General features: G+C 60.0%; 10 protein-coding genes and 1 pseudogene. 5 read left to right on the forward strand and 6 right to left on the reverse strand.

Annotated features, from left to right (window positions below; genetic code table 11):
• Positions 1-254: 254 nt before the first annotated feature.
• From WJ12_RS35065 to acnA, 4 genes are all read right to left on the reverse strand, one after another.
• Positions 255-470: a hypothetical protein gene (locus tag WJ12_RS35065; RefSeq protein WP_082744796.1), complete on the reverse strand. Its 216-nt coding sequence runs from the start codon at positions 468-470 to the stop codon at positions 255-257.
• A 139-nt stretch (positions 471-609) separates the two neighbouring features.
• Positions 610-1,071, reverse strand: coding sequence for a hypothetical protein (locus WJ12_RS36000; RefSeq protein WP_156444834.1), 462 nt, complete (start codon positions 1,069-1,071; stop codon positions 610-612).
• 98 nt (positions 1,072-1,169) lie between these two features.
• Complete coding sequence (locus WJ12_RS20275) at positions 1,170-2,465, reverse strand: MFS transporter (RefSeq protein WP_059562693.1); 1,296 nt, start codon at positions 2,463-2,465, stop codon at positions 1,170-1,172.
• A gap of 144 nt (positions 2,466-2,609) precedes the next feature.
• Positions 2,610-5,261: an aconitate hydratase AcnA gene (gene acnA / locus WJ12_RS20280; protein ID WP_059562648.1), complete on the reverse strand. Its 2,652-nt coding sequence runs from the start codon at positions 5,259-5,261 to the stop codon at positions 2,610-2,612.
• Between the two features lie 187 nt (positions 5,262-5,448).
• Between acnA and WJ12_RS20285 the strand changes: the two genes are divergently transcribed.
• The 5 genes and pseudogenes from WJ12_RS20285 to WJ12_RS20310 all read left to right on the forward strand — a co-directional run bounded on the left by WJ12_RS20285 (position 5,449) and on the right by WJ12_RS20310 (position 9,974).
• A complete protein-coding gene (locus WJ12_RS20285) occupies positions 5,449-6,339 on the forward strand; it encodes a LysR family transcriptional regulator (protein ID WP_059562650.1) in 891 nt (296 codons plus the stop codon).
• A gap of 342 nt (positions 6,340-6,681) precedes the next feature.
• The gene (locus tag WJ12_RS36840; RefSeq protein ID WP_156444835.1) at positions 6,682-7,053 is read left to right on the forward strand and encodes a sensor histidine kinase; all 372 of its coding nucleotides are present in this window, start codon (positions 6,682-6,684) and stop codon (positions 7,051-7,053) included.
• Positions 7,054-7,459: 406 nt separating this feature from the next.
• Positions 7,460-7,729: pseudogene (locus WJ12_RS20300) on the forward strand (aldehyde dehydrogenase family protein); the annotation flags it as partial.
• A gap of 10 nt (positions 7,730-7,739) precedes the next feature.
• Complete coding sequence (locus WJ12_RS20305) at positions 7,740-8,687, forward strand: ketopantoate reductase family protein (protein WP_059562658.1); 948 nt, start codon at positions 7,740-7,742, stop codon at positions 8,685-8,687.
• A 165-nt stretch (positions 8,688-8,852) separates the two neighbouring features.
• Positions 8,853-9,974 carry a sensor histidine kinase gene (locus WJ12_RS20310; RefSeq protein ID WP_059562661.1) on the forward strand — a complete coding sequence of 374 codons (1,122 nt, stop codon included), beginning with the start codon at positions 8,853-8,855 and terminating at the stop codon, positions 9,972-9,974.
• 172 nt (positions 9,975-10,146) lie between these two features.
• Here WJ12_RS20310 and WJ12_RS20315 read toward each other — a convergent pair whose 3' ends face one another.
• Together WJ12_RS20315 and pstS are read right to left on the reverse strand one after the other, a co-directional pair.
• Positions 10,147-10,716 (reverse strand): YdeI/OmpD-associated family protein, encoded by a 570-nt coding sequence (locus tag WJ12_RS20315; protein ID WP_059562664.1) that lies wholly within the window; start codon positions 10,714-10,716, stop codon positions 10,147-10,149.
• A gap of 87 nt (positions 10,717-10,803) precedes the next feature.
• Entirely contained in the window at positions 10,804-11,829 is a 1,026-nt protein-coding gene (gene pstS / locus WJ12_RS20320) for a phosphate ABC transporter substrate-binding protein PstS (protein WP_069245791.1), read from the reverse strand.
• Between the last annotated feature and the right edge of the window lie 62 nt (positions 11,830-11,891).

Genomic DNA, 11,891 nt, shown 5'->3' on the forward strand with positions numbered 1-11,891 from the left:
GCCAGTGGCTGCTTGCAGGTAGACAAGCCAGCTGTTTCTTGGCGAGGCGGCTCGTCGTCGGTGCGTCTGCTAGCCGCAGCTAACACATTGATCCGAGCACCGCTCACTCGCTAGTTCGGATCTGGAAGTCGGACTTGTCTAGTTGGATGTGCTGGCCGTCGTCCGGCAATGCATGCTTCGCTTTGAAGGTTGATTGGAGTATTGCATCCAGACGTGAAAACTCAAGCGGGCTTTCCGTGCCGGAGACGACAAGTTCAGGTGCCCGGACTTGTGACAATCGCGGCCAGCGCTTGACCACCATCACATCGGGCAGTGTTTTGGTTGGGAAGGATGTGATTGCTGGATGCGATCAGTTTGAATCCGCATCCCACCGAACGAGGAACCGTGATGCCCCAATGCCAACCTCCATCTTGTTCGAACACATGGAGGGCGGGCAGGGACTGGCTCAGTGCCGGTGAAGAAGTCGTCATGGCGTGCTCTCCCGTCATGGGGCGACTGAGGGGCTACTGCTTCTAAGGCGAAAATTCAGTCGACGGAAGTTCATGCTGTAACGCAATATCGGGAGTGTTGCGAATGCGTCAGTGCGTCAGTCGCCACAATTTTGAAATATTAATGTGCGGATTGAGAATAGCTGGCATATTGATCTGACGATAGGGATTTTCCGGAGGCGTCATGGATGGCGGCCCGCTTGTATGGGCAGGAGTACCGCATAACAGCGATGGGGTGGTTTTTCAGGTTCGCGTGCGGCGCGGATTTCAGCGCTTTCATCTCCCGCGGACGGTGCTTGAGAGGGCGTTCGATCTGGAGAGATTGTTGTCCGATGCGCGACAGCTCGCGTGTTTTTATGAACACTTGGGCGCGATCCTGGTTGTCGCGCGGAAGACGCGCTCGAACGCAAAGGCGGATACAGTTCCACTGAGCGTTTCCGATTTCACTCGAGTCGTCAAAACGGGGATCCAGCAGGATTCGCGGACGGTCGCGCGATGAGCGTAGGCGAAAAAGACGAGCGTAGGTCTTGGCGAAGATTGCACTGCCCGCCGTTGTCACGTCAGGCGCAGGTGTGGCACGCACGCGATCTCTCGAAGTTCGCCTTCCGGCTAGGTATTGGTATCCGTACCTGTAAAGGCGGGAATTGTGCGGACCTTCAGGCGCCGAGGGCGTTTATCGTCTCAGACGGCGGACTGTCTGTCATCTGGCGCGTGAAGATTGTTGGATTCGGGCATCCGTAGATAGACGGCCAACGAGACGGCGGCCCACAAAGATACGTACCAGTAAAAATACGCTTCGTGCCCGCTCGCCTTGAATTTCAGTGCGACAAGCTCCGTAGTGCCGCCGAGGATCGCCGTGGTCAAAGCGTAGGGCAATCCTACCGCAAGGGCCCGTATGCGCGCCGGAAACAGTTCGGCCTTCGCCAGCATATGCACCGACGTGAAACCAGCCAGCATGAAAAGGCCCGCGAACGACAGACCGCACGCAACCCATGGATCGTGCGTCATACTTAGCGCCTTGAAGAGCGGGACGGAGAACAGCGTGGTCGACAGTCCGAACGTGATCAGTACGGGACGTCTGCCAAACACATCCGATGCATAACCAAATAGCGGTTGCAGGAACATGTAAAACACCAACGCGCAGGTAAAGGCGAGCGTCGACACTTCCTTCGTGAGGCCGACGGTATTGACGAGGTACTTCTGCATGTACACCGTGTAGGTATAAAAGCCTACCGTGCCGCCAACGGTCATGCCGATTGCGAGCAGTATCTGTCTCCAGTGCTGCAGCAATTGAACGGTTATGGACGGTCCTTCCTCGCGCTGCGCTGCTTCAAATGCCGCCGTCTCAACCACATTACGACGCATGTAGAGCGCGAACATGGCAAGCACGCCGCCAATCGCAAACGGAATCCGCCAGCCCCATGCCTCGATCTGATGCGCGCTCAGCGTGTTCTGCAACAGGAGCATCAACCCGAGCGCCACCAGTTGGCCGGAAATGACACTCACCTGCAAAAAGCCGACGAAGAAACCGCGACGGTGTGGCGGCGCGATTTCGCTCAGATAGGTCGCGCTGGTGCCATATTCTCCACCCATGCTCAAGCCTTGCAGCAGTCTCGCTGCGATCAGCACGATCGGCGCGCACACACCGATCGACTTGTAGCCGGGGGTGACGGCGATCATCAATGACCCGATGCACATCGTTGCGACCGACCAGGTGAGCGCGGATTTGCGCCCGCGCTTGTCGGCCCATAGACCAATCAACCAGCTGCCGAGCGGGCGCGCGATATAACCGACGGCTGCAATTGCCGCTGTGTTCATGAGCTGGACGGTCGGTTGATCGCTCGGAAAGAACGACTTCGCGAAGTAGATCGAGAAAATGCTGTACGTGAGGAAGTCGTACCATTCGATCAGATTGCCGCCCAGGCCTCCGGCGATCGAGCGGATGCGCGGACGTCCGGATGATTCGATGCGAGGCATATCCTCTGCAACGTCGCATGCGGTACGGGTGTCTGTTGCGATTGTCATAGCGTCTCCTGCATGTATCCATGCCTGTTTTTGGGTCTAAAGGACGATCTGCGACAGCCGACGTGTGTCGGCCAGTGGCACGCGGATGTCGCAGGGTCAGGTAGCCTGCGCGGCACTGAATCCCGTCAGTCGTTCACGCAGGACGAAGGGGAGAATTCCGCCGTGACGGAAGTAAGTCTCTTCGATCGCCGAGTCAAGGCGCGCCAGCAGCGACACGGTTTCGGTTTCTCCATTGCTTCGGTGAATCACCATTTCGACGGTTTGCCGCATGCGTAAAGTATTCATATCCGCACACACGTCGAACCACTCGTCGCCGGACAGATGCAGTGTTTGCGCGCTCACGCCGTCCGGAAACTCAAGCGGAAGAATGCCCATGCCGACCAGATTGTTGCGATGGATGCGTTCGAAACTGCGCGCGATCACTGCGCGAACGCCGAGCAGGCGTGGCCCTTTTGCTGCCCAGTCACGACTGGATCCGTTGCCATATTCTTCTCCAGCGAACACGATCATGGGCACGCCGTCCGAGTTGTAGCGCGTCGCCGCCTCGAAAATGCTCATGCGCCGGCCATCCGGCTGATGTCGCGTTACGCTTCCTTCCTCGCCGTCAGCCATCATATTGCGCAGACGGACATTGGCGAAGCTGCTGCGTACCATCACCTGATCGTGGGCACGGCGCGAAATGTAGCTGTTAAAGTCACGCGGCGTGACGCCGAGGAACTGGAGGAATTTTCCCGACTCGGATTCCGGTGGAATAGCGCCCCCCGGGTTGATGTGATCGGTCGTCACCGAATCGCCGAGGATCGCCAGCGCCCGCGCGCCCCGAATGTCCGGCAAGTGGGGCAGATCGGGCGTCACACCGTCGAAAAACGGCGGGCGTTTGAGATACGTCGAACCGGCAGTCCATGTGAACACGTCGCCTTCCGGCGCGGGCAGCGCGTCCCACAATTCCATTTCCGCAGTAGTCCGATAGATATCCGGCACGTTGCGAGGGTTCTGGGCATACGGCGAAACGGCAGCGAGCTCGGCAGATGTGGGCCACACATCACGCAGATACACGTATTCACCATTCGCGCCTCGGCCCAGTGGCTCGCTTTCAGGATCAAAATCACTGCGGCCGGCAATGGCGAAGGCGACGACCAGCGGCGGGCTCATGAGAAAGTTGGCCTTGATCGCCTGATGAATGCGCGCTTCAAAGTTGCGGTTACCGGACAGCACAGCCGCAACGTTCAGATTGTCAGCGTCGATCTGTTCGAGTATTTCCGGTGCCAGCGGACCCGAATTCCCCATGCATGTCGCGCAACCATAGCCCACGGCCTGAAAGCCGAGAGCGTCGAGATACTGTTCCAGACCGGCTGCCCTCAGATATGCGCTTACCACTCGCGAGCCGGGCGTAAAAGACGTCTTCACATGAGACGCGGTCTTCAGGCCATGTGCAACGGCCTTTTTCGCGAGAACGCCAGCCGCAAGCATCAGATTCGAGTTCGACGTGTTGGTGCACGATGTGATCGCTGCCAGCACGATGTCACCGTGACTCAGCTTGCCGGTTTCGCGGGCGGTTGATGGTAGCATTTCGCGGACCTTGCTTTTCAGTGTCGATAACGGAATGCGGTCTTGCGGACGCGAAGGTCCCGCGACGCTCGGCACAACCGCGGACAAGTCGATCGTCACCGTATCGGTGTAGTCGATATCACCGCGCTTTGGAATACCAAACATCTGTTGGGCTTCGAAATAACGCTTCAATGCGGCAAGCTCGGTGTCGCTTCGGCCGACGGACTTGAGAAAGTCGAGGGTTTTTTCGTCGACGGTGAAGAACGCGACGGTCGCGCCATATTCCGGCGCCATGTTTGCGATCGTCGATCGATCGGGCGCGGAGAGACCCGTTGCACCTTCTCCAAAGAACTCGACGAATTTTCCGACGACCTTTCTGGCGCGCAGCGCTTCGACGACGGTCAGGACGATATCGGTCGCCATGATGCCGGGACCCGGCGTACCGATGAGTTCCACGCCGATCACATCGGGAACCACCAACGTGACCGGCTGGCCAAGCATGGCCGCTTCAGCTTCGATGCCGCCAACGCCCCAACCGATCACACCGATTCCGTTCACCATCGGGGTGTGGCTGTCGGTACCCACGAGCGAATCGAAGTACGTGACCCCGTCCTTTTGATGGACGCCGCGTGCGAGCCATTCCAGATTGACCTGATGGATGATGCCGGTGCCGGGCGGAAAAATCCGGAACGACTTGAATGCGTTGGCAGCCCATTTGAGAAACGTGTAGCGTTCGGTGTTACGTTGATACTCGACCCTCATGTTTTTGCGCAGCGCGTCGGCGCTTCCCGCATGCTCGACGGAAATTGAATGATCGACAACGAGATCGACGGGTATTTGCGGCTCGATATCGGCAGGATCGACGTCGAATTGTGCTGCCGCTTCGCGCATCGCGGCGAGATCAGCGAGCAACGGCACACCGGACGAATCAGGCGCCACGATGCGCGCCACGACAAACGGTATCTCCGTCTCCCGGGTTGCGTTCGGTCGCCACGCGGCCAGCTCGCGGAGATGGTGCTCCTGCACGCTGATGCCGTCGAGATTGCGCAGAAGCGCTTCCAGGATGATGCGGATCGAATGTGGCAATCGCGAGATCTTGCCGAAACCTCGCTCTTCGAGCACGGCCAGAGAATAGAACTGGCTCGCAGGCAGACCGTCTGCGAGAAGCGGTTTGAGGGCGTCGTTGGATTGAAAGTTCATGTCTGGATGAGAATCGTCAAGCAAACCTGACCATTGACCAGCCATGACGAGATCGTCGCGTTGGCATGACAGTACGATTTGCGATTGAAGGGGCACGCGATGCAGGGGCCAAGGAATGAACAAAGTCTATGCAATCGCGGATAGCGCGTCTAATATATTGAAGTCGCAGTCCCGATACGTTTAATGTATGGATCTCAGGCATTTGCGGTACTTCGTCGTGGTCGCAGAGGAACTGCACTTCACACGCGCGGCGCAGCGCATCGGTATTGCACAGCCGCCATTGACGTCGCAGATCAAAGCACTCGAGCGTGATCTGGGGGTGCAATTGTTCGACCGCCAACCGGGGCGTGTGAGTCTGACGGTCCCCGGGAAGGTTTATCTGGAGGAGGCGCGCGCAATCCTCGAGCAGGTCAAGAAAGCGGGGCTGCGATGCCAGTTGAGCGCACAGGGGAAAGTCGGGCGTCTGGCTATCGGCTTTACCGAGTCGGCGTCGTATCGCGAAGAGGTGACCTGGGCGCTACACGAATACCGGAGCCTCTATCCGCACGTCGAAATTTCACTGGAAGAACATCGAACGGGGCCGTTGATGGACGCCTTGAGGCAAGAACGCCTCGATCTGGCCTTCGTTCGTCCGCCGGTCGACGAGGATGACGCAATTGCGTTTTTGCTGATGTCGACGGAACCGATGGTGGTCGCGGTTCCCAGGGGGCATCGGCTCGGCAAGCGCAAGTCTGTGCGGCTCGCCGAATTACGCGACGAACTGTTCGTGCTTTACGCGCGGACCACGCGCTCCGGTCTCCCGGAGAAGGTACTGTCGGCGTGCGAGGCAGCCGGCTTCAGTCCCAAGGTCGTGCAGTGTGCCCCCCAGATTTCGTCGACGATCAATCTGGTCGCGGGCGGTCTGGGCATTTCAATCGTGCCCTCCTGCATGCGCAAAAGCCGGGCGGACGACGTCCGTTATCTCGCGCTGCAAGGCGGGCAACTGACGGCAAGTCTGGGCTTGGTACATCGAGTGAACGGGATTTCGCCCGCGGCCCGGAACTTTGTCGATCTGGTGCGGAAGAAGACGGTTCGGTAGCCGCGAGGAAGTCATTCCGCCGTGCCTCCAGGGCGCAGCACGCCGCCAGCGTCACTGCTGAGAGGACAGAGGGTCTATCTGTCTCAGCCATCTCTGCGCACGGCCGTTGGGTGCACGAATGCGACATTCAGTATCCGAAGCGATCGATCAGCCGTGACGGAATCGGTCACCCATCTCAACGCGCAAGTGGAATGGGCGCGTAACCTGCTGCTCGGCATGCTCGGGCATGACGTGCGACGCCTTTGCAGACGATCCTGCTGACGGCGTCGTATCTCGCGTCGCTGAATGCCGGCGAGACGGTGGCGAATGCCCGCAGCGCGACTCGCAAGGAGTGGCACCAGGATGCGATCGCTGCTGGACGACTTGTGTGACTTCAATCGGACGCAATTGGGATTGGGGATCAAAATCGATCCGCACGATTCCGATCCGAGCGACATCGTCACCGATATGGTCGAAGAGCTTCGTGCCGCGTACCCCAGGCGGCAGATCGACTCGAACGTCGAATCGAATTTGTCGGGACGCTGGGATGGTCAGAGAATCCAGCAACTGGTCGGGAATCTCGTGCTCAATGCATTGAAGTACGGCGCCCAGGATACGCCGGTCGGCGTTTCGGTTGCACGGGCGAACGGAGGCGTATGCATCGAGATGAGCAACCATGGGGCAGCCATCAACCAATCGTCAGTTGTATTAGCCGAGACTCGATCTGACAGGTAGTCGGACCGACAAAGAACGAGGCATCAATGGGGAATGAGTTTCTCCTTGGCAAGCGCGAGTGAATCGAGGAAAGTGCGCATCGGTGTCTTGCCGTAACACCGGTACCCCTGAGGCGCTCGTTCAGCGTTGTACGGGTCGACCCACGCATCAAGGTCCGTCTGCAAGGTCTCGGCCGCGCATCCGAGACTGCAGACTGAGGCGATCGTGATGAAAGCGTGAAGCTGCTGGCGATTGAAAGTCATGCCTGAAGGTAATGCCTTTTGGCGAAATCGGCAATTCCGGATTCTGTCGGATGTTTAGATAATGCGTTCACCAGAACCGTACTGAACAACAGGAGACCTAAATGGAGCACAGCGTTCCGCCACAAGGCCATCAAGCCGGCAATGCGCAGGGCATGACAGTCCGCGATGCGGTGATCGCTTGCGCAAACGACAACCGCTACGGTCTCGCGGCGGCCGTGTTTGGTCGGGACAGCGCACGCGCGATGAACGTTGCCCGGCGCATCGAATCCGGAATCTGCCGTATCGATGGGCCGGTGGTATACGACGGAGCTCAAATGCCGTTCGGCGGCGCCAAGGATAGCGGCTTCGGGCGATTCGGCGGCCGCGCGGGTAGCGCGGAATTTACCGACTTGCGGTGGATCGCCCTGCAGCCCCCCCGCCACTATCCGTTCTGAGGAGCATGCCATGCAGATCGCCATTCTGGGCGCCGGTGCGATGGGTTCGTTCTTTGGCGGCCGCCTCGCACTGGCAGGTCATTCGGTCAGCCTGCTCGATATCGACGAGGCTCATCTTGCCTCGATTCGCGCCCACGGCCTGCGGCTGTCGACCGATTCGGGCGAGCAAGTTGTGCGCAATCTCGTCGCGCTGAGGCCGGAGGATGCCGGCAAGCCCGTCGACCTCGTCATCGTTTTCACGAAGACGATGCATACGACCGCCGCACTCGCTGCCGCAAGCGCCGTACTCGGCTCTGACACCGTCATCCTGTCTTTGCAGAACGGCCTGGGGAACGCCGAACGGCTCGCCCGATCCGTATCGTCCGACCGGATCATGGTCGGCGTGACCACGTGGCCAGCCGACAAGTCGGAGCCTGGGGCCGTCCGCTCGCACGGCCAGGGCACGATTCGACTGATGAGCGTGAACGGCGCGCATACGAGCGCGCTCGAGCAGACCGTGCAGGCCTTGAACGACGCCGGCCTCTCGTGCCATGTCGATCCCGACGTCTGGGCCGCGATTTGGGAGAAGGTTGCATTTAACGCCGCCCTCAACAGCCTGTGTGCCGTGACGCAATGCATGGTCGGCGAGTTGACGAATACCCCTGACGGTGAAGAATTGGCGCTGAAGATCGTTGCGGAGGTGATGGCCGTCGCCCGTGCGCTCGGTATTTCGGCAACCGAAGAGCACGTGGTGTCGAACGTGCGCGATGCACTCGCTCATCATCGTACGCATCGGCCATCGATGCTGCAGGACGTGCTGGCCGGGCGGCGTACCGAGATTGAAGCAATCAATGGCGCCGTAGTCGAGGCTGCTCGCAAGGTCGGTGTAGAAGTGCCGTATACGAACAGCCTAGCGTGCCTCGTCAGGCTCGTCGACGCTCGTGCACGCCAGTCGGATGGAGCGACGGCTCGACATTGAAGCACATGGCGGTTGCCGCCACGCGCGTTGTCGAATTGTCCGTCGACCTTCCGAGTTTCCAGCAGCACGTACGATCCTCCAGAAGAATCCCCTCGATGCTTCAGGCTCAACTCTTGCGCAGTCGACTGCAACGCGGGTGTTCGCCCGTTTCGCGGAGGACACGACATGCGCTTGTCTGAATTCATCACACATAACATCGAAGCTATCCTGGTTCAGTGGGAGGCATTTGCCAGAACCCTGATGCCCGCAGCCGACGGCATGTCGCCGATGGCCTTGCGCGACGATGCCCGGAAAATTCTCGAGGCGTTGGTCAGAGACATCTCGACGCCGGAAACGCGGGATCAACAACGGGAAAAGTCGTTAGGGCATGCTGAGGAGCACGGCAATGCTGCCGATACGCCCGCGCAAACGCATGCTCAGTCGCGCGCCGGGCGCGGCTTCGACATCAACCAATTGATCGCCGAGTACCGCGCGCTCCGCGCCAGCGTGTTGCGGATGTGGATAGACGACTGTCTCCCGGATGCCCCTCACATAGGCGACATGGTGCGCTTCAACGAAGCGATCGATCAGGCCGTGACGGAATCGGTCACCCATTTCAATGCGCAAGTGGAATGGGCGCGTAACCTGCTGCTCGGCATGCTCGGGCATGACATGCGCACGCCTTTGCAGACGATCCTGCTGACGGCGTCGTATCTCGCGTCGCTGAATGCCGGCGAGACGGTGACGGACGCTGCTGCGCGACTCGCAAAGAGTGGCGCCAGAATGAGGTCCTTATTGGACGACTTGTGTGACTTCAATCGGACGCAGTTGGGATTGGGGATCAAAATCGATCCACATGATTCCGATCTGAGCGATATCGTCACGGATATGATCGAAGAGCTTCGCGCCGCATACCCCAGGCGGCAGATCGACTTGAGCGTCGAATCGAATTTGTCGGGGTACTGGGATGGCCAGCGAATCCAGCAGCTGGTCGGGAATCTCGTACTCAATGCACTGAAGTACGGCGCCCAGGATGCACCGGTCGGCGTTTCGGTTGCGCGGGCGAACGGGGGCGTATGCATCGAAGTGAGCAACCATGGGCCTGCCCTCGACCCGTCGACGCTGGCGAAAATCTTCAATCCGCTCCAACGCGGTCCCGGCAAATCGCACAACGCGCCGGGCGATGACGGCATGGGCCTGGGCCTGTTCATCGCGCGTGAAATTGCGTCTGCGCATGACGGGACCATTGAAGCAAGGTCGGACGCGAGCGAGACGGTGTTCGTTGTACATCTGCCATACCGCAGCTAGTTGCTGTTGATCGACCGCTTGAATCCGCGGCCAGGAACGATCGCTCGATACAGCGGCCCGGATCGCGGGCGCGGCGCTGATCGTCACCGCACTCCATCGTGGCCGCCAAGACCATCCGGGCAGATTGAATGAAATGCCCGCATCAGGAAAGCCTCCGTCGGAAGCGCAAGATCTATGGATGAATGGTTTCGCCCCGGTTCAGCATGTCGATGAATTCGCCGATCTTGCGCGCCCTTGTTTCCGGCTTTTTGGCATTCTGTATCCGGAACAGAATGGCATAGCGGTTGCGGCTGCTCAGCGTTGCAAAGAACTTTCCGGCTCGCGGATTGGCGTCCAGGGCCGCCTGCAGGTCGTCCGGCACGATCGAGTTGCCGGCCGACCTATACGCGGCCTTCCATCGGCCGTCCTGCCGGGCCTTCTCGATTTCGACCATGCCGCGCGCGCGCATTCTGCCCGCGGCGATCAACGCTTCCGCCCTGTCTTTGTTGAGTTTGGACCAGATGCTTTTGGCGGTGCGCGGGGTGAAGCGTTGCAACCAGTATGTCTCGCTCTCGGCCCGCTTTTGACCGTCGATCCAGCCATGGCAGAGCGCACTTTCCAGCGCCTGTCCGTAGGTGACGGTTCGCTGCCCCGCGCCTTGTTTCGCCAGACGCAGCCATGCGCCGGTCGCGGTGCCGCCGTTCTGCTCCAGCCAGCTTTCCCACTCGGCCTGACTGGCAAAGGTCAGCGCGCATTCGGTCATGTCGTTATCCTGAATGGTTGGGTACGGTACAGGGCAGGCGTCCGCGGTCCGGCAGTGTCGACGCGGACATCACCGTCCGGGGTGCGCTCAATACGTGAGCGCCTTACCGGCAGCATCCTTGATTTTTGTCTTCCACTGCGTGCGGATTTCAGATACGACCGAATCAGGCAGCGTGATGTAGTCGAGGTCCGTGGCAGTCTGGCTGCCCGAGCGGAATGCCCAATCGAAGAACTTCAGCGTTTCCGCGCCCTGTGCCGGCTTCTCCTGCTTCGCGTAAAGCAGCACGAACGTGGCGCCGACGACCGGCCATGCGTCCTTGCCCGGCTGGTTCGTCAGGATCTGGTAGAACGACTTCGACCAGTTCGCGCCGGCCGCGGCCGCCTTGAACGTTTCCGCTTTCGGCTCGACCACCGTGCCCGTCGAGTTCTTCAGGGCCGTGTAGACCATGTTGTTCTTCTTCGCATACGCCCATTCGACGTAGCCGATCGCGCCCGGCAGGCGCTGCACGAAGGCCGCGACGCCGTCGTTGCCCTTGCCGCCCGTGCCCGTCGGCCAGTTGACCGCCGTGCCTTCGCCGATCTTCGACTTCCACTCGTCGTTGACCTTCGACAGGTAGTTCGTCCAGATGAAGCTGGTGCCCGAACCGTCAGCGCGGCGAACCACGGCGATGTCCGTATCCGGCAGCTTGACCTTCGGGTTCAGCGCGGCGATCGCCGGGTCGTTCCACTTCCTGATCTTGCCGAGGTAGATGTCGCCGAGCACCGGGCCCGACAGCGTCAGTTCGCCGGCCTTCACGCCCGGCACGTTGACGACCGGCACCACGCCGCCGACCACCGTCGGGAACTGGAACAGGCCTTCCTTCGCGAGCGCTTCATCCTTCAGCGGAGCGTCCGAACCGGCAAAATCGATCGTCTTCGCGATGATCTGCTTCAGGCCGCCCGACGAGCCGATGCCCTGGTAGTTGACCTTGCCGCCGCCCGCCTTCCGATAGGCATCCGCCCACTTCGTGTAAACCGGGACTGCAAATGTGCTGCCGGCTCCCGTGATGTCGGCGGCGTGAGCGGTGATGGCAACGAAGGCCAGGGCGCAGGGGGCCCACATCCGGATGTTCATGCAACGTCTCCTGTCTGATTTCGATGGCAATGAGCAACGGCTCGGGTGCAGTTTCGGTCACG

The organism is Burkholderia seminalis (genome assembly GCF_001718535.1).
In the GTDB taxonomy this organism is placed as follows: Bacteria; Pseudomonadota; Gammaproteobacteria; order Burkholderiales; family Burkholderiaceae; genus Burkholderia; species Burkholderia seminalis.

Excerpts from the sequence above, each read along its gene's own strand:
- acnA (WP_059562648.1), bottom strand. The coding sequence starts at position 5,261 with ATGAACTTTCAATCCAACGACGCCCTCAAACCGCTTCTCGCAGACGGT.
- WJ12_RS20285 (WP_059562650.1), top strand. The coding sequence starts at position 5,449 with ATGGATCTCAGGCATTTGCGGTACTTCGTCGTGGTCGCAGAGGAACTG.
- WJ12_RS20275 (WP_059562693.1), bottom strand. The coding sequence starts at position 2,465 with ATGCCTCGCATCGAATCATCCGGACGTCCGCGCATCCGCTCGATCGCC.
- WJ12_RS35065 (WP_082744796.1), bottom strand. The coding sequence starts at position 470 with ATGACGACTTCTTCACCGGCACTGAGCCAGTCCCTGCCCGCCCTCCAT.
- WJ12_RS20315 (WP_059562664.1), bottom strand. The coding sequence starts at position 10,716 with ATGACCGAATGCGCGCTGACCTTTGCCAGTCAGGCCGAGTGGGAAAGC.
- pstS (WP_069245791.1), bottom strand. The coding sequence starts at position 11,829 with ATGAACATCCGGATGTGGGCCCCCTGCGCCCTGGCCTTCGTTGCCATC.
- WJ12_RS20305 (WP_059562658.1), top strand. The coding sequence starts at position 7,740 with ATGCAGATCGCCATTCTGGGCGCCGGTGCGATGGGTTCGTTCTTTGGC.
- WJ12_RS36840 (WP_156444835.1), top strand. The coding sequence starts at position 6,682 with ATGCGATCGCTGCTGGACGACTTGTGTGACTTCAATCGGACGCAATTG.
- WJ12_RS20310 (WP_059562661.1), top strand. The coding sequence starts at position 8,853 with ATGCGCTTGTCTGAATTCATCACACATAACATCGAAGCTATCCTGGTT.